Annotated in this window: 24 protein-coding genes; 11 read left to right on the top strand and 13 right to left on the bottom strand. The window is 60.5% G+C overall.

Going from position 1 to position 24,151, the window contains the following annotated elements; all coding sequences use genetic code 11:
* Nucleotides 1-149: 149 nt before the first annotated feature.
* From JNB88_RS21245 to JNB88_RS21235, 3 genes are all read right to left on the bottom strand, one after another.
* Nucleotides 150-1,097 (bottom strand): 2-hydroxyacid dehydrogenase, encoded by a 948-nt coding sequence (locus tag JNB88_RS21245; protein ID WP_220357143.1) that lies wholly within the window; start codon nucleotides 1,095-1,097, stop codon nucleotides 150-152.
* A 20-nt stretch (nucleotides 1,098-1,117) separates the two neighbouring features.
* The gene (locus JNB88_RS21240) at nucleotides 1,118-2,140 is read right to left on the bottom strand and encodes a substrate-binding domain-containing protein (RefSeq protein WP_037133450.1); all 1,023 of its coding nucleotides are present in this window, start codon (nucleotides 2,138-2,140) and stop codon (nucleotides 1,118-1,120) included.
* 115 nt (nucleotides 2,141-2,255) lie between these two features.
* Complete coding sequence (locus tag JNB88_RS21235; protein WP_220357142.1) at nucleotides 2,256-2,768, bottom strand: MarR family winged helix-turn-helix transcriptional regulator; 513 nt, start codon at nucleotides 2,766-2,768, stop codon at nucleotides 2,256-2,258.
* 174 nt (nucleotides 2,769-2,942) lie between these two features.
* Here JNB88_RS21235 and JNB88_RS21230 point away from each other — a divergent pair, with 174 nt between their 5' ends.
* From JNB88_RS21230 to JNB88_RS21215, 4 genes are all read left to right on the top strand, one after another.
* Entirely contained in the window at nucleotides 2,943-3,734 is a 792-nt protein-coding gene (locus tag JNB88_RS21230; protein WP_220357141.1) for a creatininase family protein, read from the top strand.
* Nucleotides 3,735-3,857: 123 nt separating this feature from the next.
* Complete coding sequence (locus JNB88_RS21225; RefSeq protein ID WP_220357140.1) at nucleotides 3,858-4,973, top strand: CobW family GTP-binding protein; 1,116 nt, start codon at nucleotides 3,858-3,860, stop codon at nucleotides 4,971-4,973.
* Nucleotides 4,973-5,962 carry a WD40 repeat domain-containing protein gene (locus JNB88_RS21220; protein ID WP_220357139.1) on the top strand — a complete coding sequence of 330 codons (990 nt, stop codon included), beginning with the start codon at nucleotides 4,973-4,975 and terminating at the stop codon, nucleotides 5,960-5,962. Before JNB88_RS21225 ends, JNB88_RS21220 begins: the two co-directional genes overlap by 1 nt.
* Before the next feature lie 71 nt (nucleotides 5,963-6,033).
* Nucleotides 6,034-6,444 (top strand): GNAT family N-acetyltransferase, encoded by a 411-nt coding sequence (locus tag JNB88_RS21215; RefSeq protein WP_223217275.1) that lies wholly within the window; start codon nucleotides 6,034-6,036, stop codon nucleotides 6,442-6,444.
* Between the two features lie 16 nt (nucleotides 6,445-6,460).
* On the opposite strand, the gene JNB88_RS21210 is transcribed toward JNB88_RS21215, so the two are convergent.
* The 4 genes from JNB88_RS21210 to odc2 form a co-directional block, all read right to left on the bottom strand.
* Nucleotides 6,461-7,618 carry a GGDEF domain-containing protein gene (locus JNB88_RS21210; RefSeq protein ID WP_220357137.1) on the bottom strand — a complete coding sequence of 386 codons (1,158 nt, stop codon included), beginning with the start codon at nucleotides 7,616-7,618 and terminating at the stop codon, nucleotides 6,461-6,463.
* Nucleotides 7,619-7,722: 104 nt separating this feature from the next.
* Nucleotides 7,723-8,733, bottom strand: a complete 1,011-nt coding sequence (locus JNB88_RS21205) for a serine hydrolase domain-containing protein (RefSeq protein WP_420832203.1) — start codon at nucleotides 8,731-8,733, stop codon at nucleotides 7,723-7,725.
* A 916-nt stretch (nucleotides 8,734-9,649) separates the two neighbouring features.
* Nucleotides 9,650-10,240 carry a GNAT family N-acetyltransferase gene (locus JNB88_RS21200; protein ID WP_037133434.1) on the bottom strand — a complete coding sequence of 197 codons (591 nt, stop codon included), beginning with the start codon at nucleotides 10,238-10,240 and terminating at the stop codon, nucleotides 9,650-9,652.
* Between the two features lie 88 nt (nucleotides 10,241-10,328).
* A complete protein-coding gene (odc2, locus tag JNB88_RS21195) occupies nucleotides 10,329-11,462 on the bottom strand; it encodes an ornithine/lysine decarboxylase (protein ID WP_220357136.1) in 1,134 nt (377 codons plus the stop codon).
* Nucleotides 11,463-12,031: 569 nt separating this feature from the next.
* Here odc2 and JNB88_RS21190 point away from each other — a divergent pair.
* From JNB88_RS21190 to JNB88_RS21180, 3 genes are all read left to right on the top strand, one after another.
* On the top strand, nucleotides 12,032-12,925 hold the full coding sequence (locus JNB88_RS21190) for a LysR family transcriptional regulator (protein ID WP_220357135.1): 894 nt from the start codon (nucleotides 12,032-12,034) through the stop codon (nucleotides 12,923-12,925).
* An 88-nt stretch (nucleotides 12,926-13,013) separates the two neighbouring features.
* Nucleotides 13,014-13,655, top strand: coding sequence for a DUF1007 family protein (locus JNB88_RS21185; protein WP_037133427.1), 642 nt, complete (start codon nucleotides 13,014-13,016; stop codon nucleotides 13,653-13,655).
* A complete protein-coding gene (locus JNB88_RS21180) occupies nucleotides 13,649-14,728 on the top strand; it encodes a nickel/cobalt transporter (protein ID WP_220357134.1) in 1,080 nt (359 codons plus the stop codon). The genes JNB88_RS21185 and JNB88_RS21180 overlap by 7 nt, the downstream gene beginning before the upstream one ends.
* A gap of 8 nt (nucleotides 14,729-14,736) precedes the next feature.
* On the opposite strand, the gene JNB88_RS21175 is transcribed toward JNB88_RS21180, so the two are convergent.
* The 4 genes from JNB88_RS21175 to JNB88_RS21160 all read right to left on the bottom strand — a co-directional run bounded on the left by JNB88_RS21175 (nucleotide 14,737) and on the right by JNB88_RS21160 (nucleotide 17,162).
* On the bottom strand, nucleotides 14,737-14,952 hold the full coding sequence (locus JNB88_RS21175; RefSeq protein ID WP_037133423.1) for a hypothetical protein: 216 nt from the start codon (nucleotides 14,950-14,952) through the stop codon (nucleotides 14,737-14,739).
* Entirely contained in the window at nucleotides 14,949-15,638 is a 690-nt protein-coding gene (locus JNB88_RS21170) for a GNAT family N-acetyltransferase (protein WP_220357133.1), read from the bottom strand. Before JNB88_RS21170 ends, JNB88_RS21175 begins: the two co-directional genes overlap by 4 nt.
* A 69-nt stretch (nucleotides 15,639-15,707) precedes the next feature.
* Nucleotides 15,708-16,418: a tellurite resistance TerB family protein gene (locus tag JNB88_RS21165; protein WP_220357132.1), complete on the bottom strand. Its 711-nt coding sequence runs from the start codon at nucleotides 16,416-16,418 to the stop codon at nucleotides 15,708-15,710.
* A 105-nt stretch (nucleotides 16,419-16,523) separates the two neighbouring features.
* Nucleotides 16,524-17,162 carry a 2-dehydro-3-deoxy-phosphogluconate aldolase gene (locus tag JNB88_RS21160; RefSeq protein ID WP_220357131.1) on the bottom strand — a complete coding sequence of 213 codons (639 nt, stop codon included), beginning with the start codon at nucleotides 17,160-17,162 and terminating at the stop codon, nucleotides 16,524-16,526.
* A gap of 155 nt (nucleotides 17,163-17,317) precedes the next feature.
* Between JNB88_RS21160 and JNB88_RS21155 the strand changes: the two genes are divergently transcribed.
* The 3 genes from JNB88_RS21155 to trhO are packed head-to-tail and all read left to right on the top strand — an operon-like array spanning nucleotide 17,318 to nucleotide 19,687.
* Complete coding sequence (locus tag JNB88_RS21155; RefSeq protein ID WP_037133854.1) at nucleotides 17,318-17,806, top strand: CYTH domain-containing protein; 489 nt, start codon at nucleotides 17,318-17,320, stop codon at nucleotides 17,804-17,806.
* A complete protein-coding gene (locus tag JNB88_RS21150) occupies nucleotides 17,784-18,749 on the top strand; it encodes a CHAD domain-containing protein (protein ID WP_220357130.1) in 966 nt (321 codons plus the stop codon). Before JNB88_RS21155 ends, JNB88_RS21150 begins: the two co-directional genes overlap by 23 nt.
* A complete protein-coding gene (gene trhO, locus JNB88_RS21145) occupies nucleotides 18,746-19,687 on the top strand; it encodes an oxygen-dependent tRNA uridine(34) hydroxylase TrhO (protein WP_220357129.1) in 942 nt (313 codons plus the stop codon). The genes JNB88_RS21150 and trhO overlap by 4 nt, the downstream gene beginning before the upstream one ends.
* Here trhO and JNB88_RS21140 read toward each other — a convergent pair whose 3' ends face one another.
* Together JNB88_RS21140 and JNB88_RS21135 are read right to left on the bottom strand one after the other, a co-directional pair.
* On the bottom strand, nucleotides 19,688-21,898 hold the full coding sequence (locus tag JNB88_RS21140) for a bifunctional diguanylate cyclase/phosphodiesterase (protein WP_220357128.1): 2,211 nt from the start codon (nucleotides 21,896-21,898) through the stop codon (nucleotides 19,688-19,690).
* Between the two features lie 338 nt (nucleotides 21,899-22,236).
* The gene (locus tag JNB88_RS21135) at nucleotides 22,237-23,619 is read right to left on the bottom strand and encodes a GH1 family beta-glucosidase (RefSeq protein ID WP_220357127.1); all 1,383 of its coding nucleotides are present in this window, start codon (nucleotides 23,617-23,619) and stop codon (nucleotides 22,237-22,239) included.
* Between the two features lie 169 nt (nucleotides 23,620-23,788).
* Between JNB88_RS21135 and JNB88_RS21130 the strand changes: the two genes are divergently transcribed.
* On the top strand, nucleotides 23,789-24,151 hold a 363-nt coding region (locus JNB88_RS21130; protein ID WP_220357126.1), incomplete at its 3' end, for an acetylxylan esterase.

Here is a 24,151-nt window from a genome sequence, read left to right as displayed (position 1 = left end):
CGTTCCTAACCCATGCTCGATCAGCGAGGCCGGCCCGGTTGCAGTAACGAGGGCCGCATCCTGATAGATGTATGAGGGACCGGCGCCGTTCAAGCGGCTCCGGGCTCAGTCGTCACGTTTTAGGCGCACAAGGTGCACCGCTGTGCAATTCACGCCTTTTGGGGCGTCTCCGGCACGGGAGTGATCGCCTTGCCTTTGCCGAACCACTCGCCGAGGTTATCGACGACGAGATCCGCCATGGCATTGCGCGTCGGCACCGAGCCCGAGGCAAGATGCGGCAGAAGCACGGCGTTCGGCAGATCCAGAAGCGACGCCGGCACATTGGGCTCGTCGTAGAAAACGTCGAGACCGGCAGCACCGATCGTCCCGGACCTCAGGGCTTGCGCGAGCGCATCCTCATCGACCGTCCAGCCGCGCCCGACATTGATGAAGACACCTTCCGGCCCAAGTGCCGAGAGGATTTCAGCGTCGATCGTCTTGTGCGTCTGCGGCGTCTTCGGAACAATCGAAATCAATGTATCGACCGCCTCGGCAAGATCCTTCAGCGACGGATAATAGCCATACGGCGCATCTGCATGACGCGTGCGCGTGTGGTAGCTGATCTTCACCTTGAAGGGCTCCAGCCGCTTGGCGATCTCCTGACCGATGCGGCCAAGACCATAAATCCCGACATGCCGGCCCTTCAGCGAGAAACGCGACAGCGGATAGTTCTGCCCGGGCTTCCAGTTGCCGGCGCGCAGCCAGTTCTCGGCGCGTGGAAACTCGCGGATCGTGTTGAGCAAAAGGCCGATCGCGGTATCAGCGACTTCGTCGTTCAGCACATCAGGCGTATTCGTGACGATGACGCCCCTGGTCGCCGCATGCTTGGCATCGACGCCGTCATAGCCGACTCCGAAACTGGAAATCAGCTCGACGTTCGGAAGGCGGTCGATCGCGGCCGCATTGAACGTACCCGAGACGGCGACACCACGAATGCGCCCCGCGGTCTCCGCATCAAGCGTCGCCGGATCGGCTTCGATCACATCGAAGCTTTCCTTCAGACGCGTCAGGACGCGCCCGTGTATCTTCCCGGGAACGAGAACGGCGATGCGGGACATGGCTTTTCCTCTTGGCTTGCTTAGGGGCGCTCGCGGTGCGGGCTGGTTGACTGGCGGATGCGCATCTCCGGCTTGATGAGATGTATCCCGTCGGGCTCGTGACTGCCGGCCAGGCGATCGAGAAGTGCACGGGCTGCGAGGCGTCCGACCTCGGCCTGCCCATTCCACACGGTTGTCAGCGCAGGCGTTGAAATCGACGCTTCCTCGAGATCGTCGTAGCCGGTGACGGATATATCCTTGCCGGGGACGAGACCGGCGCGGGCAATGCCGTTCATCAGGCCGATCGCCACGAGATCGTTCCAGCAGACGGCGGCCGTCGGCTTTTGCGGCAGCGACAGGAAGTGAACGGCCGCCTCGAAGCCGCCCTGCATCGAGCGCGGGCCGGGAATGCGCAGCCCCGGATCGACATCGATACCGGCCTTGCGCAGCGCGTTGACATAACCCTGATAGCGATCGCGGCCTGTCGAGGTCTGGTCGGTGCCGCCGATCATGGCGATGGAACGATGTCCGAGACCGATCAGATGATTGGTGGCAAGCGAGATGCCGTAGCTGTCATCGCCGCGATAGGTTGGAAGATCGGATCCGTCCAAGGAGCGGGCGACAAGGATCGCCGGCATGCCATTGTCTTCGGCAAGCTGCATATCCTCCTGCGGCGTGCCGATCGCCGGCGACATGATCACACCGTCGCCGCCGAGCTGCAGCAGCGTTTCGATGAAGGTGCGCTGCTTCTCGACCGAATCGTAGTGATTGGACAGGATGAAGGTGTGCCGGCTGCGGTCGAGTTCGCTTTCGATCGCCTTCAGGATTTCGCCGTAGAACGGGTTCATGATGTCGTGCACGACAACACCGATGATGCCGGACCGAGAAGTCCGCAGGCTCGCTGCGCGGCGGTTATAGATATAGCCGAGCGCGCGTGCTTGTTCCTTGATTTTGTCTCGGGTAGCGCCGGCCACCAGCGGGCTGTCGCGTAAGGCAAGAGATACGGTTGCTGTTGAAATGCCGAGCGTTTCGGCGATCGTCGAAAGCTTGATCTTTTGAGCCACGTGTCCTCCCCAGGCAACGCGCGGTTTTCCTGCACCCGACCGACGGTCAAGCGTTATTAAAATGTTTAATTAAAAGATTAAACGCAACGAGGCAATTCGTATTTTCACAAATCCGTCAAATTTCCTCAGGCTCGTCGAGCGGAATTGCGGCAGACTGCAGGTTGGCGTCGATTGCCTTCAACAGACGGACAAGATTGCGAATCTCCTTCTCGGAAAATTCCTGGGTCGCCATCTGATCGCAAGCAGAAGAGGCTGTCTCGATCGCCTTGACACTGCCGCGACCAAGTTCGGTCAGGTAGACCTTCGTTAGCCGGGCGTCCTCGTCATCCGCCTTGCGCTCGAGGAAACCTTGCGCCTCCATGCGTCCGATGGTGCGCGTCATCGTGGGCGCCTTGACGCCGAGTTTCTGCGCGAGGCCGCCGGCGGTCATCCCGTCACTCTCCGCAAGCGATAGGATCACGCCGTCCTGGCCGGCGTAAAGCCCGCTTTCAAGCAGGTTGCGTGACAGGACGGTGCGCATCGATCGGGCCGCCTGTGTCAAAGCCGGCGAAAGATCGATGATCGTGTATTCGGTCTGGTCCTTCTTCTTGGACTTCTGCTTCTTTCCGTCCTTGTGCTTCTTCCCCATCGCCATCCCTTTGACTTTACTGCGTTGCACGGCTCTTGCTGATGCGAGAAGCCGGAACATTCATAATGGACTGCCCTAAATCGATTTCGATTTAAGGGGTTATGCGCTAAGCATTGAGAACACTGCGTTATGACATTGCGCATCATTTCGTCATAAACAAGAGGCCTTAGCCGGATGACTGCGCCTTCTCGCGACTTCGAGGACAACGACCCGAACCTGAGCCCGGCGGACCGCAGCCAGTGGATCGCCGTCCTGCCGCTCGGAGCGCACGAACAGCATGGCCCCCACCTGCCCTTCGATACCGATGCATTGATTGCAGCCGGCATCGTTGCCCGGCTCAAGGCCGCCCTTCCCACGGCCTTGCCCGTCACGTTTCTGCCGACCGAGAAAGTCGGCTACTCGATCGAGCACATGGACGTGAAAGGTACACAAACGCTGACATATGATGAGGCCGTTGAACGCTGGCTGGCCATTGCCCGAAGGCTCTCGGACCTCGGAATCCGCAAGCTCGTGATGCTGAACGCCCATGGCGGTAACTCGCCGTTGACGACGATCGTTGCGACCGAGGCCCGTGTCCGGTTCAACATGCTTGCCGTCGCCACGAGCTGGACGCGCTTCGGCGTTCCCATGGATGTCATCTCGCCCGAGGCAAAGGCGATCGACATCCACGGCGGCGATATCGAGACCTCGGTGATGCTGGCGCTTCATCCTGAAAAGGTGGACATGATCAAAGCCGGTGATTTCCCGTCACGCCAGTCCGATTTTGCCGCACGTTTCAAACATCTGCGTGCCTACGGGCCGCATGCCTTCGGCTGGAAAATGTCGGATCTGAGCCCTTCAGGTGTAACTGGAAACGCCGCGGTCGCCACGGCGGAGAAAGGCGAGGCTCTGATCGCACATTCCGTGCGGGGCCTCGTGGAACTGCTGCAGGACGTCAACGCATTCGATGCAACGCAACTCGGATGACGCCATAGCCGTCGCGATGTGATCTTATAACGTACAAAACCCTTTGAACTGCCGTCCGCAACTCCTTATATGAGACCGACGAATTTTCAGCCCCGCCCCCGGGCGCCATCTCTCGAGGTTCTTATGACCGACGCGATCCCCACTCAGCAGAAGCCAATCCCCGTTACCGTTCTCACCGGCTACCTCGGCGCCGGCAAGACGACCTTGCTCAACCGCATCCTGTCGGAGAACCACGGCAAGAAATACGCGGTCATCGTCAACGAGTTCGGCGAGATCGGCATCGACAACGATCTCATCGTCGAATCCGACGAAGAAATCTATGAAATGAACAATGGCTGTGTCTGTTGTACCGTGCGCGGCGACCTGATCCGCGTCGTCGAAGGCCTTATGCGCCGCCCCGGCCGCTTCGACGGCATCATCGTTGAAACGACAGGCCTTGCCGATCCGGTACCGGTCGCCCAGACCTTCTTCATGGATGACGATGTTCGCGCCAAGACGGAACTCGACGCCGTCGTCGCTCTCGTCGATGCCAAGCACCTGCCGCTGCGCCTAAAGGACAGCCGCGAGGCCGAAGATCAGATCGCCTTTGCCGACGTTGTTCTGATCAACAAGACGGACCTCGTGACGCCGGAAGAGCTGGCGCAGATCGAAGACATCGTCCACGCCATCAATCCTTCGGCCCGCGTCTACAAGACCAGCCGCTCCGGCGTCGATCTCGCTCGCGTGCTCGATCAGGGCGCTTTCAATCTGGAGCGTGCGCTGGAAAACGATCCGCACTTCCTCGACCATGACCACGACGATCATGTCTGCGGCCCGGATTGCGATCACGACCACCACCATCATCACCACGCGCATGACCACGATCACGATCACGACCATCACCACCATGATCACGATCATGACCACCACCATCATGGCGCCATGTCGCCGATCCATGACGTGACGGTGCAGTCGGTGTCGCTGCGCGGTGGCGAAATGAACCCCGAGCGTTTCTTCCCCTGGGTCCAGAAGATCACGCAGACGCAGGGGCCAAACATCCTGCGCCTCAAGGGAATCATTGCCTTCAAGGACGATCCCGAGCGCTATGTCATTCAGGGCGTCCACATGATCGTTGAAGGTGACCATCAGCGTCCGTGGAAGGACGGCGAGAAGCATGAGACCCGCCTGGTCTTCATCGGCCGCGAACTCGACCACGAAAAGCTCGAAGCCTCCTTCAAGGCGTGCGAGGCGGCAGCCTGATGCCGACAGTTGCCCCGTTTGATCTCGACGGCCATATCCTGGCCGTCGAATTTTTAGGTGACACCCCCTTCTTCGCCAATGCCGCTGGCACGTTCCATCGCCTCGACGGCGGCGAGAAGGTGACCGAAGCCCATCAGGGCATGCTGAGCTGCATCCGCGACCCCTATAGCGAGAGCCTGATTTCCGGCGGCGAGGACGGCAAGGTGCTGCGTATCGGAGCCGACGCCAGTGTGACCGAGCTTGCCAACGCGCCGCGCAAGTGGATTTCGCAACTTGCTGCCGGCCCGCAAGGCGCAGTCGCCTATGCCTATGGCAAGAGCTCTTTCGTTCGCCTTCCAGACGGAACCACCAAGGAATTTACCGAGGAGCGGACCGTCGAAGGTCTCGCCTTTGCGCCCAAGGGTATGCGCATTGCCGCAGCGCGCTACAACGGTGTGTCGCTGCATTGGGTCGGCACATCAGCCAAGCCCGCAGACCTCGAATGGAAGGGCGCCCACACCGGCGTCACCTTCTCGCCTGACGGCAATTTCCTCGTCACCATGATGCAGGAGAATGCGCTGCACGGCTGGAAGCTCGACGGCAAGGCCGGCGCCGACACACGCCACATGCGCATGACCGGCTACCCCGCCAAGGTGAAATCCCTCTCCTGGTCGGCAAAAGGCAAGTGGCTTGCCTCCTCGGGTGCGCCGGCCGCGATCGTCTGGCCGTTCCAGGGCAAGGACGGCCCGATGGGCAAGGCGCCGCTCGAACTCGGCACGCGCGCCAACATCATGGCGACATCGGTGAAGTTCCACCCAGTCGAAGACATTCTCGCCATCGGCTTTATCGACGGCATGATCCTCGCCGTCCGCATTGCCGACAGCAAGGAAGCGCTGCTCCGCCGCCCCGGCAAGGGCGCCATCACCTCGATGAGCTGGAGCAAGAACGGCAAGCTGCTTGCATTCGCTTCTGAAGCCGGCGATTGCGGCGTCGTCGACATCGCGGCCTAGCTGCCGTGCACCACGGGACGCGACAACCCGACATCATCAGGCTTGAGGCCGAACATATGCGAGATGCCGCAATGCTGCGGCGTCTCGCTCTTTGGGAGCGGCTTCCCTGGTTGTTGGATGTTCATACCCCGGAAGAAGACGAGGATTACTGGCGCACACAGCTTCTTCCTCACCGCACCATACTTGGCGCCTTCTCAGAGCAGCGGCTGGTCGCTGTTATAGCTTATGGCGAAAATGAAATCGATCAGCTCTATGTCCTTCCCGACTTTCAGGCGAAGGGTATAGGCACCATGCTCCTTCACCGGGCTCAGGAGCAGATGGACGAAATTGCGCTCTGGACGTTTCAAAGAAACACCAACGCGCGACGGTTCTATGAGCGCCACGGCTTTGTCGCTAAAGAAGAGACGGACGGTGCCGGCAACGAGGAGCGGGAACCTGATGTCCTCTATCACTGGCGCCGATCGAAATCTCTGGATCGCTAGGCCCGTGGGATCCCGTTTAGGCGGCCTGTTCTCGCCCTGAAGACGCCTCGACGCGATTCCGACCTCGGCGTTTGGAGGCATAGAGCGCCTCGTCCGCCTTTCGCAGAAGCTGCTCGAAGTCGGCGTCCGTTCCGCCGGAGGTCGCTACGCCGATGCTGAGGGTCGGCAAGACCGCAAGTCCCGGCACCTGCGCAACGGCAGCCGAGAATGCCAGCCTGATGGCTTCGGCGGCCTGCACCGCTTCCGTCTCGCTCACGTCCTTCAGAACGACCAGGAACTCGTCGCCGCCCTGACGCGACAGCAGATCGCCGGAACGCAGCATCGCCTGCGCGACGCTCGCGAAGAGCCGCAACATGTCGTCGCCGACCACATGGCCGTGCTGGTCGTTCAATTGCTTGAAATTGTCGATATCGACGGCGAGCAGCGCCGGTGAGCTTTGCCGCTCGGATGGCCAGCGTTGGGCCAGGCCGCTTCGATTGAGCGCGCCGGTCAGCGGATCACGATGCGCCAGGTCGACAAGCTCGTTCCTGCTGCGCTCGGCGGCCATCAGGACTATCAGGACGCTGCGAAGAGCCAGGAAAACCACGGCCGTCGCCGCCATCCAACCATGAGCGGGGTTGTCGCCAAAGGCGCCCGGGCCGTCGATCTGGCCCGATGCCGCAAGCAGGCTGCGAACCAGGAAGATCGCCGCAGTCAGCGCATAGAGCCAGGCGAACAACCCGGCCGAAAACAGCTTCTCGCGTCGACGGATGCCCACCGCTTCCCGCAGGATTGCGAGATCACAAAGGCAACATACGCCTGAGACGTACAGGATACGGCCCGATACCGTTCCAGGATCAACAGTGAAGAACAGGACGGGCAAGCTGATGCAAGCAATGGCAAGCATGCAGTGGCGCCTGTCGACCGGCCGGTCCGCAAAGACGCGAACGGAAAGGAATGTCATCAGGTACCCGGCAATCGTCACGACATTGCCGGCATCGAGGGAGACGAAGGAAGGGACGAAACCGCGCAGGGAAACACAAAGGGAGCCGATGCCGATGAGGAGATTGCTGACGCCCCACCAGGCCGGCCAGCGTCCGAAACGACCGGTCCAGTGTGCCGCGAGATGCACACTGCCCAGCACCAGGCATGTCATGGCCGAAACGACATAGATCGTTCTCAGGTCCAACATCATTTCCGGCGCGCTCCAACCTATTGGCCGGCGCACTTTATGATGACGCTATTGAATTTTGATTTCTGAGCTCGCTCGCTTTTTAACGATGTACCGAAATCGACCGATCAGCTCGGGCGACTGGCGGCGATGATCTCGGCCAGAACCCCGTGCAGCGCATCGCGGTAGCCGGTGCGTGCAGAAGGGCCGCTTTCAGCCGATGTCATCACAACCGTCAGGTCAAGCGACGGCACGATGTAGAGCATCTGGCCGCCGTAACCCCAGGCAAAGTGGACGTCTTCACCGCCTATCTCGCGTGAGAACCAACCATAACCATAGCTGTCACCGGAAAAGCGGGAGTTCGTGCGGTGCTGCCAGGATTGGGCGATCCAGTGCGCCGGCACGACCTGTGTGCCATCGGCAGTCTTGCCACCATTGCGATACAGCTCGCCGAACGCCAGCAACGAGCGAGCTGTCATCGCCATCTGGTTGCCGCCGAGATAGATGCCCTGCGGATCCCGCTCCCAGGCGCCTATCCGAAAACCGTCGACCGGGCCGAGCCATTCACGCGCCAGCGCCAGCGTGGACTTCCTGCTCACCTTGGTGAGAACAGCCGAGAGAAGGTGCGTGGAGGCGGTCGAGTAGAGCATCCGACCACCCGGCTCATCAACGAAGGGCTGCGCGAGCGCAAAACGCACCCAGTTGCGCGAGGAGACCCAGCGGCCATAGTTCGCGCCGGACAGCCGATCGAGCCCCGCCTGCATGGAGAGCAGATTGCCGATGGTGATTTCGTTGAGCCGCGGATCAGGATTGACAGGCAGATCCGCCTTCAGGATGGGACCGACTTTCTGGTCCGGTCCTTCGAGCAACCCCTTGTCGATGGCGATGCCCACGAGGCTCGAGATGATCGATTTGGAAGCGGACTTGATGTTGACGGATTCGGTGGGGGTGTGACCGCGATAGCCTCTTTCGGCGATGATCCGGCCGTCCCGGGCAACGATCACCGTCTTCAATGGTTGCAAGACCTCCCGCGAGGACAAGCCCTGCAGGAGAGGAGTCATTTCGCTGTCCTCCTGCTGCGAGAAGGCAGCGAGCGGGAACAGCAGGAGCAAAATGAAGAAGGCCAGGCGCGTCATCATCCCGCTGACCTAGCGTACACGGGTCTCGAAATCACGACCTCTCCGCCCAGACTCACGAGGACGTGAAGGATTATGACCGACAACGGCGGGAGCGATTGGCATTCATCAAGGCAGCAACAATTGCCGCGCCCGAGCCTCACTCAGCGACGGTCTGTCCCGATGGGAGCGGGCAGGCGGTTGGGTATTGGCATGATAGTGTCAGGCTGTTCCGCCTGCCCGGCCGCATCAGGTCTGCCGGTCGACCAGAACGGCAGGAGCGTCTCCCGACCTGGTTTGTCCGGCTGGATCGTCCGCCCTGACGGCATCGGACCCACCTTCTACGGCCGCCGTCGAGCGCCGAAATATGAACGGAAGGCGTACCGGTTCATGAACCCGGCTCCCTGCCCGACGACAAGCCAATCCTAGGTCAGACTTATGCCATGGGGAAAATTCTGCCGAAATTTTCATCTATATGCTTGAAATAATTGCAGATTTATCAGAACAAACCATGAATATTATACTCACCGGAGCGAAACTCAGGTGTTGCTAAAATATCATTAATTTTCGCCGTCACAGTTTTTTGTTCATCTGGCGTTCAGAAAACTCTTTGGAAAGCCGTCTTTTGGGCCCACATTGAACTCCTGAGAATAGGAGTGCATGAATGATTCTAAAGGCCACTGCCGCAGCGACTATATTCGCGGTTTATGCTTTCACGATGTTTTTCATCGCCGCTATACCTGAAAATGTCGTTCAGACTGCCGGAACTGAATTGGTCGACACAACCGTCGTCAAATGAATGGAGCCCGAGGGGCAGGCAGTCGCAAAATTTAAGGGATACTCGTCCGCCGGCTCTTCCGGCGCCCTTAGAACCTGATTTCCAAAAATGGAAATGGAAAGCAAGAAAGCCCCTCCCCTTTGGAGGGAGAGGCTTTGCCGATCACGCCGCCCTGCGGACCGGCGCGCTGGTCAGCATGCGTCCCGACGGAACGATCATGCCGGCCGCACCGTCAAGCCAGCTCTCGATCAGCTCCAGCGCCAGGAAGCGCGAGCGTTCGAATGGGCCGGGCATGACAAGATGCTGAGCCTTTTCGGCAAAGAAGCCGAAGCGCTCGTAGTATGGGGCATCGCCGACGAGGAGGATCGCACCGTGCCCGCGGTTCTTGGCTTCCAGGACAGCCGCCCGCATCAGCGCCGAACCGACACCCTTGCCTTCAAAGCTCGAATCGACCGCCAGCGGTCCGAGCAGCAAAGCATTGATCGGCGTGCCGTCGGCGTTAACACCGGCCTCAACGTTCCATAGCCGAACCGTGCCGATGACATGGCCGTCGCAATCACGCGCAACCAGCGCAAGACCTTCTGCAGGCACGCGGCCACGGCGGATCTTCTCCGACGACTTCTTGCGGCGGTTCGGACCCATGGCGCGGTCGAGCAGATTTTCGCGCGCGACGACGTCCGAAGGGTTTTCGGCGTCGATGACGAAGACAGAGGGCGCAAAGAATGCGCGGACAGAATCAAGAACAGCGGCCATCGTGGCCTCCCGAACTCAAAACCGTTTCAGACGGTGTCGAAAGATAATTGTGAAAGCGCCGCCCCGACTGGCTACGGGGCCGGCAATATCAGATGACGTAAGCCTTCAGCGGCTCAAAGCCGTTGAACGCGACCGCCGAGTAGGTCGTCGTGTAGGCGCCTGTGCCTTCGATCAGGATCTCGTCGCCGATCGAAAGGGAGATCGGCAGCGGGTAGAGATTCTTTTCGTACAGCACGTCGGCGGAATCGCAGGTCGGGCCGGCGATGACGCAAGGCTCCATTTCGTCGCCGTCGCGCTCGGTGCGGATCGGGTAACGAATGGCTTCGTCCATCGTTTCGGCGAGACCGCCGAACTTGCCGATGTCGAGGAACACCCAGCGCGCAGCGTCGTTATCAGACTTCTTCGAGATCAGCACGACCTCAGTCTTGATGACACCGGCGTTGCCGACCATGCCGCGGCCCGGCTCGATGATCGTCTTCGGCAGGTTGTTGCCGAAGTGGTCACGAAGGCTCTGGTAGATCGCACGACCGTAAGCTTCAGCCGACGGAACGTCGCGCAGGTACTTGGTCGGGAAGCCGCCGCCCATGTTGACCATCTGCAAGTGGATGCCCTGCTTGGCCAGCTGGACGAAGACGCGCTTGGCATCGGCGAGCGCGGAATCCCAGGCATCGACCTTGGTCATCTGCGAGCCGACGTGGAACGACACGCCGTAGGACTCCAGGCCGAGCTGGTGGGCGTAGACGAGAACGTCGACGGCCATCTGCGGCACGCAGCCGAACTTGCGGCTGAGCGGCCATTCGGCGCCTTCACCATCCGTGAGCACGCGGCAGAACACGCGGGCGCCGGGAGCGGCACGGCCGATCTTCTCGACTTCCTCGTGGCTGTCGACCGCAAAGAGGCTGACGCCGAGCGCATGCGCGCGGGCAACGTCGCGTTCCTTCTTGATCGTGTTGCCGTAGGAGATACGGGCAGCGGTCGCACCGGCGTTGAGCGCCATCTCGATTTCAGCGACAGACGCGCAATCGAAGTTGGAGCCCATGTCGGCAAGCAGCTTCAGAACTTCCGGAGCCGGGTTTGCCTTGACGGCGTAGTAGATCGCGCTGTCCGGCATCGCATGACGGAAGGCGGAGAAGTTGTCGCGCACGACGTCGAGGTCAACCACGAGGCAGGGACCGTCGGGACGTCGGGTAGCGAGAAAGTCGCGGATGCGCTGAGTGGTCATGTCAATCCCTTTTCCAATTCCAGAACCCCGGGAAAACCCGGAGGACAAAGGGCAACCAATCACTCGCATAGGAACCAGCCGGTGGAGACCCCGGAACCTTAGCAAGCGCTTGGATTGCGCAGATGATGAATCAACGCCGCGCAAGCGACATGGATTCGGCTTTGTCTGCCATGGATTGGAGGGGTTTCCCTACCGCACTTCCGGCAATGAAGGTGTGCCTCTTCAGTAACCCCCGCTGATGGAAAGCAGGGAGAGAACAAAAAGGCCCGCACCGTCGTTGCTTCAGGCGTCCTCGCATTTTCCGGTTGGCCGGAATAGCGACTGGAGGGGTTAATTCCAGGTACCTTACCGATTTCCTCACCAATTCGAGGGTTCGGCGGACACCCATGGGCACGTGCGACTTTGGGCTGACCTCGAGATAAGAATATTCGCAGTCATAATCAAGCGGTTTTTTCGCATCTCCCGGCAGAAAATATTTGAACAACACACTGCAATTTGTTCAACGTGGCGAAACGGTCCGCAACCGACTGATTTGAAAGACGGTTCGGCGCTTTTTGGGGAGATCGCCAATGGACACGCTCACTCGCATCCGCGCCTTCATCGATGTCGTTGAAGCAGAAGGCTTTTCGGCCGCGGCGCGACGCACCGGCCGTTCCAAGGCGCTCTTGTCGAAATATGTTCGTGAATTGGAGGACGAACTGGGCGCTCTGTTGCTCAATCGAACGACCCGCCAATTCTCCATGACCGAGGCCGGCCACACCTATTACCGCACGGCCTCCGATATCCTGAAGGAGATCGACAACCTCGCCGATCTCGTGCGGGAGAATAATGCGCAGTTGAAGGGACGACTGAAGATCTCGGTGCCGCGCACCTTTGTCGACGCCGATGTCGGCCAGTCGCTGATCGATTTCGCCAGGGAAAATCCGGATCTGGCGCTGGAGATCGCGGCCGATGACCGTTTCGTCGATCTTATCGAGGAAGGCTTCGACGTCGCCATCCGCGTGACCAAACTCGAGGACTCCGGCATGATCGCCCGCAAGATTTCGGATTTCCGCGTCCACCTCTGCGCGACGCCCGACTTCGTCGAACGCCATCCGGAGCTCGCCCATCCGTCGGATCTGTCAAACGTTCCCTTCATCGTCGATACCAACTCCCGCAGCCAGGGCAGCATTCGCTTCTACAATCCGGACAGCACATCCTTCGCGGTAGCGGTGACAGGCCCGATGGAGGTCAACAGCCCACATGCGACGCTGCGCGCCGCCCTCGCCGGCATCGGCGTGGCGCTCATTCCTGATTTCATCGCCCGCAAGCCTATCGAGAGCGGGGAACTGGTTACGCTGTTCAACGACTACATACCAACCGATCGCGGTATTTACGCCGTTTACCCGCACCGCCGCTATCTGCCGGCCAAGGTGCGTACCTTCGTCGATTATCTTCATAACTGGTTCAAGAAGCATCCATGACCGGTCCGAAGCAGCGGTCGGTCCCAATTCCGTCCCATTTTCTGGCGAGAAATCACGGCAAACAACGGGATCCCCAACAAGAGCACGCATGAAGAAATCGACATTCCTGATGGCGTCGCTCCTGTCGCTTCTGCCAGCCGCCGCCTTTGCGCACCCGCACGTCTTCGTCGAGGCACGGCTTGAGGTGGTCGCCGACGATCAGGGCAATGTTGCCGAGTTGCGCAACGTCTGGCGCTTTGACGAGGTGTTCTCATCCTCGGTTGTCATGGATTTCGACAAGAATACCGACCTGAAGCTCGATCCGAACGAACTGGCCGAAGTCGGAAAGACGGTGCGGGACTCGCTGGTAGACTACGACTACTACATGAACCTCACCATGAACGGTAAGAACATCAAGGTCGAGAAGCCCGACCTGATCCATGTGGACTACAAGCAGGGGCAGCTGCTGATGTTCTTCGCCGTCAAGCCGGCGGAGAAGATGCCACTCAAGGGTAAACTGACTTTCGGCGTCTATGACCCGACACTCTACACGTCGATCGACTTTCCAACCGACAACGAACTGGTTTTGGTCGGAGACAGCTTCAAGAGCTGCAAGCACCAGGTTGTCCGCCCGGATGCCGACCAGGTGATCGCCGAGAACAAGCAAACCTTGACCGATGCCTTCTTCAACGACCCGACGGGGACGAATATGTCGAAGCTCTTCGCGACGCGGCTCGACCTGACATGCTGAGGCATCGCCTTCGGCAGATTGCACTCGGTGCGGCGCTCGCGCTGCTCGCGGGCCTGACGGTCGCGCACGCGCAGTCGCCGCTCGGCATCGGCACGTCGGAGCCCAGCTTCCAGCCGACCGGCGGTCCGCTGGCACCCGTTCTCCTTTACATCAACGCGCAGCAGCAAGCATTCTATCGCGCGCTGACCGGGGCGCTTCGGGCCATGCGTGATGATTCCTGGCATCTGTGGACCCTGATCGGCCTCTCCTTTGCCTACGGCGTTTTCCATGCCGCCGGCCCTGGACACGGCAAGGCCGTGATCTCTTCCTACATGATCGCCAACGAAATCGAGCTGAAGCGAGGCGTGTCGATCTCCTTCGTATCGGCCTTCCTGCAGGGATTGGTCGCGATCGCGCTCGTCGGCGGTGCCTGGCTGGTGCTGCGCGGCACCGGCATCACGCTGACGGCGGCGACACAGGCGATGGAGATTGCCAGCTTCGTGATGGTCATCCTCTTCGGATGCTGGCTCCTGTTCCGCAAGCTTCGTGCCCTCGTTGGAGGTATGCCGCGCAAAGAGGTCATGGCAACCTCTTCGGGAACAATCGGCATAATGCTGGACTGGAAGGACAACGCGGAACAGACGCAGGGCGGCAGCTATGCCTTCGGCGAGGCGCAGGCCCTTCAGGCCGGACACAGGTTCATTGCGGGCATGGCCTGCGAGACCTGCGGCCAATCACACATGCCCGACCCATCCCTTCTCGGCGCCGACAAGTTCAACATCCGCGAAGCCTGGTCCGCCATCATCGCCGTCGGCCTGCGTCCCTGCTCCGGAGCGCTGCTGGTTATGACCTTCTCGCTGCTGAACGGCCTTTATCTCGGTGGCGTGCTGTCGGTAATCGCCATGTCCCTCGGCACCGCTATCACCGTCGCAATCCTTGCGACGCTTGCCGTCACAGCCAAGGGCACTGCAATGCGCCTTGCCGGCCGCGGCTCGGCAGCTTCGATCTGGATCGGCAATGCGATCGAAATTCTGGGCGCCCTGCTCGTGATCGCCATGGGTGCGCTGCTGCTTGGTGCCTCTCTGCAGGGATAGCAAAAGCGCTACTTGCCGCGCCCGCGCTGATATCGCGCCCTCAGCCAGAAGACGCCAAAGAAAGCAAGGACCAGGCAGGCAGCCACAGCCGCCGCCAGGTAGGGCGAGTAATTGCCGAGCCAGAGAACGATGGCAGGCATGAAGTAGAGAAAGCCCCCGGCAACGACGAGGATCACGGCGGCAGCAATAGCTTGCGAGCGACCCTCCGATCTCGGCTCCGTCATTCTGCGCGCTCCTTGCTCACCTCGGCGCGGATATCCTCCAGCCGGCGCTTCTGCTTGCCGTCCGTATCGAAATTCTCAGGCGACAGCCATGCCTCGAAGGCGGCGTTCAGGGCCGGCCACTCGGAATCGATCATCGAGAACCACGCGGTATCGCGGTTGTGGCCCTTGGAGATCATGTGCTGGCGGAATACGCCTTCGAAGGTAAAGCCGTAGCGAGCCGCCGTTGTCTTGCTCGCCTCGTTCAGATTGTCGCACTTCCACTCATAGCGTCGATAGCCGAGTGTCTCGAAGACATGCTTGGCCATGAGATAATGGACTTCCGTGGAGAGCGGTGAACGCTTCATGTCGGCACCATGGGCCACGCCGCCGACCTCGATGACGCCATTGGCCGGATCTGCCCGCATGTAGTTCGCCATGCCGACGATCTTGCCGGCGTTGTCGCAGAAGATGTGCGTAAGCCAGCCCGACTTCGCGACCGACTGAAGCCAGTTGGAGAAATCCTCGATGCCGGCAAAGTCGGGCTGCGCGAAATAACGCAGCAACGGGTTGATGCCCATCCCGCCGAGGCCGTCCCACAGGGCCTGCAAATGCTGCTCGCGGACAAAGGGTTCGACGGTGACAAAACGGCCCTTGAGGGTTATCGGCTCGGGCGCCGGGCAGCCCTTGAAATTCGATAGATCGCGCATGTGTTCCTCCAGTGGGAAGACATGGCTTAGGCCAGCCGCCCAGGAAAGGCAACTGGCCTAGAGATGCACTCAAAGAGTGACTTTGGCAGAGGAAACCGTAGCCTCGATATGGTCAACCAGCGCGTCAGGGAGACCGAGACGACCGGCAAGCAGGTCGAGGTAGCCGCGCTCGGCGCGCGAGTCCGGCTCGATTGTCAGACGCGAGGCGGTGTAAAGCTCCACCCGCTGCTCCTCGGTGACGGCGGCCTTGACGAGTGCATCGAGATCCGTCGGTTGTGAGAGCTCACGCTCGATGAAGGCAGCGGCTTCGCCGCTGACGTCGGCGACCTTGATCTTGTCGAGGATGAGCGCGCGTTCACCGTCGTCGATGTGGCCATCGGCCTTTGCCGCCGCGATCATGGCGCGAATGAGAACGAGGACGAATTCGTTGCTTTGCGCGGGCGAAGCCGCACCAAATCCGGATTCCGCGGGCGGCGGCAGCACCGGCGTCCTCGGCGGAGGTGCGTCGGACGGCGTGGCAGGGGCCTGCCCGGCCTGATAATTCTTGTAGGCCTGGTAGCCAAGGCCGGCGATTGCGGCAAGACCACCGATCGTCAGTGCATTGCCGGCAATGCTGCGGCCGGTCTTGGTGCCGAGAAGCACCGTTGCCAGCGCGCCCGCCTTCCACGGATTGTCCTTGGCCATCTGGACCGCATCGCCCGCGCGGTCCTTGACCGAACCGCCGACACCCGGCACCTGCGAACCCAAGAACTGCTCAAGAAGCTTCTTCGCGTCGAACATTCCTCATCATCTCCCTGTCTAGAGCCAGATGGGAGATAGGTATTGACGCCCAAAAAACAAATGCAGGCGGAGCGCCGCCTGCATTGAATATCGGTTCGGCCTAAATCAGGCCTTCAGTGCTGCCGCTTCCGACGCAAGCTTGGTAATGCCGGCCCAATCGCCGGCGGCGACCAGTTCCTTTGGCGCAACCCAGGAGCCGCCGACGCAGATGACGTTCGGCAGCGAGAGATAGTCCATGGCGTTCTTCAGCGAGATGCCGCCTGTCGGGCAGAAGACGGTGCCTGATAGCGGCGAGGACAAGGCCTTCAGATAGGCAGCGCCACCGGCCTGCTCCGCCGGGAAGAACTTCAACACCTGATAACCTTCTTCGCGCAGCGCCATGACTTCGCTGGCGGTGGCGGCACCCGGCAGCAGCGGGACCGTCGACTGACGCGCGGCATCGAGGAGTTCCTGGGTTGCCCCCGGGCTTACGATAAACTTCGAGCCAGCCGCAACCGCCGCATCCCAGTGGGCAGCGTTGAGGATTGTGCCGGCACCGACCTCGGCGCCTTCGACTTCGTCAGCAACAGCACGCACGGCATCCAGCGCGGCCGGCGTGCGCATGGTGATCTCGATAGCCTTCAGGCCACCTGCGACAAGTGCGCGCGCCAGCGAAACACCGGACTTGACGTCGTCGACGATCAGAACAGGAACGACAGGCTGAAGTTTCAGGATGGAAAGGAGCTTATCTGTCTTTTCGCCCATGGCTGCGCGATCCTTTTGAAACGATTGAATTCGGGACCCGGAATAACCCTCAAGGTAAGCTTTGTCGAGACTAAACCGACCTTTGGAATAGAATGGGTATCAATGGCCAAAAAATTGCGCTAGCGTATCGCGATCGTCACAAAAGGTTCACTGAAATGGCGAAAGAGATCGAGCGGAAGTTTCTAGTACGCAGCGATGCATGGCGTTCCGAAGCCGAAACGAAATCGAAGCTACGGCAGGGCTACATTGCCTCCATGGACGATCGATCGGTCCGCATTCGTGTACTGGATGGCAAGAAAGCGCGGCTGACGGTCAAGATTGGCCGCAGCACGATGACGCGAGACGAATTCGAATACGACATCCCCGTTGGCGACGCTGAAGAACTCCTGAAGGAGGCCGTCGGCATTGTCATCGAGAAGACGCGCCACCGCGTTCCCCACGATGGTTTTGTCTGGGAGGTCGATGTCTTTGCCGGCGAGCACCGCGGGCTGGTCATTGCAGAAGTCGAAATGGATTCGGAAAACGACAATCCGAGCCTGCCCGCCTGGATCGGTCGTGAAGTTACAGGTGATTTCCGCTATTCAAATCAGGCACTTGCCACCGAATTCGAGCACGATAGGCATGCCTTTTCGCATACGGCCTGACCACAATCTTACAGGCGAATTTCGCAGAGCGGCCGCTGACCATCTGCGAGAGGCAATAGAAATTATTGAAGACAGGCCGAATGGCACGCACGAGGCCATTCATGATTTCCGCAAAAACCTGAAACGCGTCCGATCGCTCTACCGCCTCGTCGCCAGCGACATCCCGGCGTTTCGCCAGCGGGAGAACGCCAGGCTTCGTGACATCGCGAAATCCGTCTCCACGATCCGCGATGCCGCGGCGCTGATCGACACTGCCGTCTATCTGAAGGAAAACGCGCGCGACGCCGAGGAGGGTCAGGCGCTTGGCCGCATCGTCTCCGCACTCGAGATGCGCCGCGATCGCATGCTTGGGGCCGCCGAGAGTGGCCTGGAGCAGCGGCTATCGGAAATACCCGGCATCCTTGAGGAGGCCATTGCCGCGCTCGACACAGTCGAGTTCAAGGGCCGTCAGAGCAAGAACGCACGACTAATCGCCAAGGGTTGGCGGAAAACCGTCCGCGGCGCGCAGAAGGCAATTTCCGCCTGCCACGACGAAGCCTCGGCGGAGACCTTCCACACATTGCGCAAGCGGACGCAGGACTACCGCGCCTACCACACCCTTCTTCGCCCCCTGTGGCCGACGGCAATGAAGGCGAAGTACGAAGCGGCAAGCCAACTCGTTGATCTGCTCGGTCACGTCCACGATCTCGATGTGCTCTGCGAACTCGTCGAGGCAGAGCCGCACTTTTTTCCGAATGCCGACGATCTCGCCCGTCTGCTCGACACCATCATCTTCCGCCAGCAGGAAGATCGGAACGCAGCGCTGGACCGTGCCGAGGATGTGTTTCCGAAGGACTACGACAGGGAGGCAGACCGGATCGCACTACTCTGGAAGGTTGTTGCCGACCGCGGCGATGCCGCCGATTGCGTTCGCGGGCCGAAACCTGTATTTCCAGCCACATGACAGACACGCTGACTCAACCGATGGCAGCGGCGAGCCCTTTCCTCGTCGCGGCGCTTTACCATTTTGTTTCCGTGCCGCGCTTCGAAAGTCTGCGCGAGCCGCTGCAGTCGCTTTGCGAGGAAAACGGCGTGAAGGGCACGCTGCTTCTGGCGCACGAGGGGATCAACGGCACGATCGCGGGACCAGACACGGGCATCAAGACAGTGCTCGCCTATTTGCGCGCTCAGCCGGAGTTTGCCGCGCTTGAACACAAGGAAAGCCACGCGTCGAAGATGCCTTTCCTGCGCATGAAGGTGAAGCTCAAGAAAGAGATCGTCACCATGGGCGTCGAGAACATCGACCCCAACAAGGTGGTCGGCACCTATGTCGCGCCGCAGGACTGGAACGCGCTGATTTCCGATCCCGATACGATCGTGATCGACACGCGCAACGACTACGAGACGGCAATTGGCGTCTTCCGTGGTGCCGTCGATCCGCAGACGAAGACGTTCCGCGAGTTCCCGGACTGGGTGCGCAACAATGCCGGCCTGCACAACAAGCCGAAGATTGCCATGTACTGCACCGGCGGCATCCGCTGCGAGAAGGCGACCGCTTTCATGAAGGAGCAGGGCTTTGAGGAGGTTTATCACCTCAAGGGCGGCATCCTGAAGTATCTCGAGGAAGTTCCGCAGGAAGAGAGCCTCTGGGACGGCGCCTGTTTCGTTTTCGACGAGCGTGTCTCGGTCGAGCACGGCCTGAAGGAAGGCGAGCACAAGCTTTGCCACGCCTGCCGCAATCCCATCACTGTGGAAGAAATCACCTCACCGCACTATGAGGAAGGCGTCTCCTGCAGCAACTGCTACCACACGCGCAGCGAAGACGACCGTTTGCGCTACCGCCAGCGGCAGCACCAGATTGCGCTTGCCAAGAAGCGCGGCCAGAAGCACATCGGAACCTGATCAGGCGGCGCTGGTACGGCGGGTGGTGATTTTCGCCGCCCGCGCTTGCATCAGCCTTTCGGTGATCTGGTCGGCTGGCATGGGGCGGCCAAAGAAATAGCCTTGCAACGTATCGCAGCCGAAGAGCCGCACCGCGATACCCTGCTCCTCGGTTTCGATGCCCTCAGCGGTGACCGGGATGTCGAGAGAGCGGGCGAGCGCCACGGTCGCCTGCAGCATTTCGCGTTGGCTATCGCTTTCCAGAATGTCCATGACGAGCGAGCGGTCGATCTTGATGCGGTCGAAACCGAACTGCCGCAAATACCCGATGGACGAGAAGCCGGAACCGAAGTCGTCGAGCGCCACTTTGACGCCGAGCGCCTTCAGCCGCTCGATCGCCTGCCGCGTCCGCTGCGGGTTCTGGATCATGTAACCCTCGGTGACCTCAAGCGTCACGCGCTTGGCTTCGATCTCCGTCTGCTTCAGGACATAGCGGACATAGTCGGCAAAAGCCGGGTTGCGGAATTGCCCCGGAGAAACGTTGACCGAGATGCGCAGCTCCGGCCATTGCTTGGCGGTTTCGCAAGCCTTTCGCAGGACAAAAAGCCCCAGCGCCTCGATCAGCCCACTCGTTTCCGCGATCGGAATGAACACTTCAGGCGAGACCGGGCCATGACCCGGACGGTTCCACCGCACCAATGCCTCAACCCCGGTCATTTCATGCGTGGCCGCATCGATAAGCGGCTGGTAGGCAATCGTAAGATCGCCGCCCTCGATTGCCATGCGCAGGTCGAGTTCCAGCGCGTTGCGCTCCCCGCGGTCGGCATCCATCGCGGGGTCATAAAGCGTCATTCGAGCGCGGCCCGCTTCCTTTGCCTTGTACATGGCAAGGTCGGCCCGCCGCACCAGTTCTTCGCGATCGATTGTGCCGCCTTCCGACATGGCGATACCGATACTCGCGCCGATGACGACCACACGTCGGCCGATTTCCAGAGGCTCCGCCAGGAAATCCAATATCTGCTCGGAAAGCTGCAGGGCAGCAGCATGCTCGCTTTCGGAAATGAAGGCGATCGCGAACTCGTCACCGCCAATGCGAGCGAGAACGGCGCCCTCGGGAATGAGAACGTTGAGGCCGGCAGCGACCGCACGGATCAACTGGTCGCCGGTGCCATGGCCATAGGCGTCGTTGACTTCCTTGAAGCCGTCGAGATCGAGATAGAGGATGAGCACGTTGCGGCGGGTGTGCTTGGCTTCGGCGACGAAATCGTCGATCGCGGATCCCAAGCCGTCGCGGTTCAACAGGCCGCTCAGCCGATCACGGTTTGCCTCTTCCCTGGCATTGATCTCTTCCGCCTTGAGGCGCCGCAGAGCAAGTGAGCCGATCACGAGCAGAACAACGAAGAACAGCCCAACGAGCCCGAGCGCCTGGACGACCATCGGGCGAACCTCGCCATAACCGATATCGCCGGGCGCCCGTGATACCCAGACGAGCTTGCCGAGAACGACAGAGCGGGCGTCTGCGATCGAAACCGAATAGGGCGTCTCAAGAGACGGATCGACCAGCTTTAGTCCGTCAATAACATAGGTGGCGCCGAGTTCGGCAACCTTGGCGGCATTGAGATGCCGCGCGAATATAAGATAGCGATGCTTTCCGACCGGCTCGCTAAGTGCCCCCGACTTTTCCCGGACCAGCGCCACGCCAACCGCCGCTATGCCGGTCTTGGTACCGACGAACCCCGTCGCTTCGGGATTGTCCTGCGGACCTGCGGCCTTCACCTTGTCGAAGAGCGTCCAGAGCGCGGGCGAGAAGAAATCCTCCAGCGCGCCGTCCATCGGCACGCCTTCACGATAAGCCATGATCGGCCTCTTCGTATCGTCAATTACGATGGCCATGTCGAAGAGCGAGCTGTTGACCGACATTTCGCCATAGTTGCTGATCGTCCAGGCCATGCCATCGGCAGCATAGACGTTCACCGCAGCATCGTCCCAGGCAGCATAGTCGTTGAGGGTCGCGCCAAGCTGCATCTCGAAGGTCTTCAGCGCTCCGGACATGGTTTCCCGCGAGCGCTCGTCATCAAGCACGTTCGACCTGTCCGCGACGCGCTCGAGTGCGCTCAGCACCATGATGGTGACGACAGCGACCACGATGGCAAAGGACAAGAGCACGCAAGTCACGGTCGCATGACGACCGATGCCCGAGACTTTTTTGTTGCCCCCGAAGATAACCCGCATTCACAGCTCCCGATCAAGGAAGTCTGCCAGCCAAGGGCTCAAAAAACGGTTAAGCTATCGATGTAACGATTAATCATCCGCGATTTTTGGGCAAATTCAGCCGGCATTTAAAAATTATGATTGTCGCAATCATTTCAAATGGTTGACTAGAGAAGTCTCGAACTTGCGCCGTTGATTGCAATGAGAAATTTTACAAGCGCCGATACAGACCGGCGGCCATCGGCCAACTCAGCGAGGAGAAAAGTCTGCCCGGTGCATTATCCTGCAATGCACCGCTGGCTACCGGCGATTGATTGAAGTCCCTCGCCGGCGCCACGGAAAAGCAAAGAGAAAAGCGGTTATTCCGCGCCCCTCTTGTGGTTGCCCTTCGGAAACTGAGCGGCGAGTTCGCTGTACCACTTGCCGCTCTTCTTCACGGTGCGAACCTGCGTGTCGTAGTCGACATGGACGAGGCCGAAACGCATGCGGTAGCCCTCGGCCCACTCGAAATTGTCCATCAGGCTCCAGGCGAAGTAGCCGCGCATTGGATAGCCGTCCTTGATCAGGTCGGCGACGACGTCCAGGTGCTCCCCGTAGTAGTCCAGGCGCATCGTATCGTTGACTTGGCCGCCCTGTTCGATACCCGTATTGTCACAGGCGCCGTTCTCGGTGATGTAGCACTCCGGCAGTTCGTAGCGACGATAGAGATCCTCGACGACGTTCTTCAGGCCGGGCGCATAAACCTCCCAGCCGATATCGGTCTTCACGTCGCTGACGCGTGGCGCCTCGACGGTCCAAGGGAAATCGCCGTTCTTTGCCGGATCATCGGCGACACGCAGCGGCGTGTAATAGTTGAGGCCCCACCAGTCGAGCTTCTGGTTGATGATTTTCAGGTCACCCTCTTCCACAACAGGCATGCGGTCGCCGAGCGCTTCCAGGAACTCCTTCGGATACTCGCCCTTGAAGACCGGATCGAAGAAGGCGCCGTTGTGGAACTGGTGAGCACGTTCGCCAGCCGCCTGATCGGCCGCGCTATCGGAACCCGGCATGACGGACATGGCGTTGAGCACGAGGCCGACAGGCACATTGGGCGCTTCCGCGCGGATCGCCTCGACGCCGAGACCGTGCGCAAGGTTCATGTGGTGCATGGCGTGCAGCGCCGCCTGCATGTTGCGTTCGCCCGGCGCATGAATGCCGTAGAGATGGCTGAGCCAGACGATGCACCACGGCTCGTTGAAGGTCGCGACGCTGTCGAGACGATCGCCGAGGCGGGCCATCACGGTCTTGGCATAGCGCTGGAACGCGTAAGCCGTCGAGCGCGCTGTCCAGCCGCCGTCACCAGCCAGAAGCAGCGGCAGATCCCAGTGGTAAAGCGTTGCGAAGGTCTTGATGCCGCGCGCCTTGCAGCCATCGACGAGGCGATCGTAGAAATCGAGGCCCGCCTCGTTCACCGGGCCGGTGCCGTCAGGGATGATGCGCGGCCAGGCGATCGAGAAGCGGTAGGCTTCGACGCCCATGGACTTGATGAGATCGAGGTCCTGATCGAGCCTGTTATAGTGATCGCAGGCGACGTCGCCATTGTCGCGGTTGAAGACGCGACCCGGCATGTTGCAGAAGGCATCCCAGATGGAGGGCTTGCGGCCGTCTGCCTTGGAAGCGCCTTCAATCTGAAACGCCGCCGTCGCAACGCCAAAGGTGAAATCGCCCGGGAAGCGGGCTGCAAGGGTCTTCGGATCGATCATGGAAATCCCGTTCTTCATGGTTTCGAGAGGCGGTTTAGCCAAGCGGACCGGTGTTGTACAGGGTGGAAGTGACAACACTGTAACGTTTCAGGTTAGCCATCCCGAGGGCGCCTTACGCATCAGGCGTTCGTGCCTTGCATTGCCCGCCTTTTCGCGAAACAACCCTCCCATGAGCATTCCCACCACACACCCCTTCGCCTTCGACCCCACCTACGGCATGACCCTTGCCGACCTCCGAGCGATCGTTCCGCCCGAGGCGCCGCCGGGCTTCGACGCCTTCTGGCGGGCTCGATACGAAAAGGCGATCGCCACCGACCCGCGACCGGTGCTTCGGAAAAGCAAGCTGACGCATCGAGACTGGCAGGTCCTCGACATCACCTACACGTCGACCGGTGGATTCGAGATCAGCGGTTGGCTGCTCCTGCCGCGGCAACGGCCGGTGCGGCGCGGGCTGGTCGTCGGCCACGGCTATGGCGGCCGCGATGCGCCGGATTTCGATTTGCCGGTCGAGGATACGGCCATTCTCTTTCCC

This window comes from Rhizobium cauense, from assembly GCF_019511525.1.
In the GTDB taxonomy this organism is placed as follows: domain Bacteria; phylum Pseudomonadota; class Alphaproteobacteria; order Rhizobiales; family Rhizobiaceae; genus Rhizobium; species Rhizobium cauense.
The sequence above is the reverse complement of the archived record's forward strand: the minus strand, read 5'-3'. Positions and strand labels throughout refer to the sequence as shown.

Excerpts from the sequence above, each read along its gene's own strand:
- JNB88_RS21225 (WP_220357140.1), top strand. The coding sequence starts at position 3,858 with ATGACCGACGCGATCCCCACTCAGCAGAAGCCAATCCCCGTTACCGTT.
- JNB88_RS21245 (WP_220357143.1), bottom strand. The coding sequence starts at position 1,097 with ATGTCCCGCATCGCCGTTCTCGTTCCCGGGAAGATACACGGGCGCGTC.
- JNB88_RS21215 (WP_223217275.1), top strand. The coding sequence starts at position 6,034 with ATGCTGCGGCGTCTCGCTCTTTGGGAGCGGCTTCCCTGGTTGTTGGAT.
- trhO (WP_220357129.1), top strand. The coding sequence starts at position 18,746 with ATGACAGACACGCTGACTCAACCGATGGCAGCGGCGAGCCCTTTCCTC.
- JNB88_RS21135 (WP_220357127.1), bottom strand. The coding sequence starts at position 23,619 with ATGATCGATCCGAAGACCCTTGCAGCCCGCTTCCCGGGCGATTTCACC.
- JNB88_RS21150 (WP_220357130.1), top strand. The coding sequence starts at position 17,784 with ATGCCTTTTCGCATACGGCCTGACCACAATCTTACAGGCGAATTTCGC.
- JNB88_RS21175 (WP_037133423.1), bottom strand. The coding sequence starts at position 14,952 with ATGACGGAGCCGAGATCGGAGGGTCGCTCGCAAGCTATTGCTGCCGCC.
- JNB88_RS21180 (WP_220357134.1), top strand. The coding sequence starts at position 13,649 with ATGCTGAGGCATCGCCTTCGGCAGATTGCACTCGGTGCGGCGCTCGCG.
- JNB88_RS21210 (WP_220357137.1), bottom strand. The coding sequence starts at position 7,618 with ATGATGTTGGACCTGAGAACGATCTATGTCGTTTCGGCCATGACATGC.
- JNB88_RS21140 (WP_220357128.1), bottom strand. The coding sequence starts at position 21,898 with ATGCGGGTTATCTTCGGGGGCAACAAAAAAGTCTCGGGCATCGGTCGT.
- JNB88_RS21205 (WP_420832203.1), bottom strand. The coding sequence starts at position 8,733 with ATGATGACGCGCCTGGCCTTCTTCATTTTGCTCCTGCTGTTCCCGCTC.
- JNB88_RS21235 (WP_220357142.1), bottom strand. The coding sequence starts at position 2,768 with ATGGGGAAGAAGCACAAGGACGGAAAGAAGCAGAAGTCCAAGAAGAAG.
- JNB88_RS21165 (WP_220357132.1), bottom strand. The coding sequence starts at position 16,418 with ATGTTCGACGCGAAGAAGCTTCTTGAGCAGTTCTTGGGTTCGCAGGTG.
- odc2 (WP_220357136.1), bottom strand. The coding sequence starts at position 11,462 with ATGACCACTCAGCGCATCCGCGACTTTCTCGCTACCCGACGTCCCGAC.
- JNB88_RS21190 (WP_220357135.1), top strand. The coding sequence starts at position 12,032 with ATGGACACGCTCACTCGCATCCGCGCCTTCATCGATGTCGTTGAAGCA.
- JNB88_RS21230 (WP_220357141.1), top strand. The coding sequence starts at position 2,943 with ATGACTGCGCCTTCTCGCGACTTCGAGGACAACGACCCGAACCTGAGC.
- JNB88_RS21170 (WP_220357133.1), bottom strand. The coding sequence starts at position 15,638 with ATGCGCGATCTATCGAATTTCAAGGGCTGCCCGGCGCCCGAGCCGATA.
- JNB88_RS21185 (WP_037133427.1), top strand. The coding sequence starts at position 13,014 with ATGAAGAAATCGACATTCCTGATGGCGTCGCTCCTGTCGCTTCTGCCA.
- JNB88_RS21220 (WP_220357139.1), top strand. The coding sequence starts at position 4,973 with ATGCCGACAGTTGCCCCGTTTGATCTCGACGGCCATATCCTGGCCGTC.
- JNB88_RS21200 (WP_037133434.1), bottom strand. The coding sequence starts at position 10,240 with ATGGCCGCTGTTCTTGATTCTGTCCGCGCATTCTTTGCGCCCTCTGTC.
- JNB88_RS21160 (WP_220357131.1), bottom strand. The coding sequence starts at position 17,162 with ATGGGCGAAAAGACAGATAAGCTCCTTTCCATCCTGAAACTTCAGCCT.
- JNB88_RS21155 (WP_037133854.1), top strand. The coding sequence starts at position 17,318 with ATGGCGAAAGAGATCGAGCGGAAGTTTCTAGTACGCAGCGATGCATGG.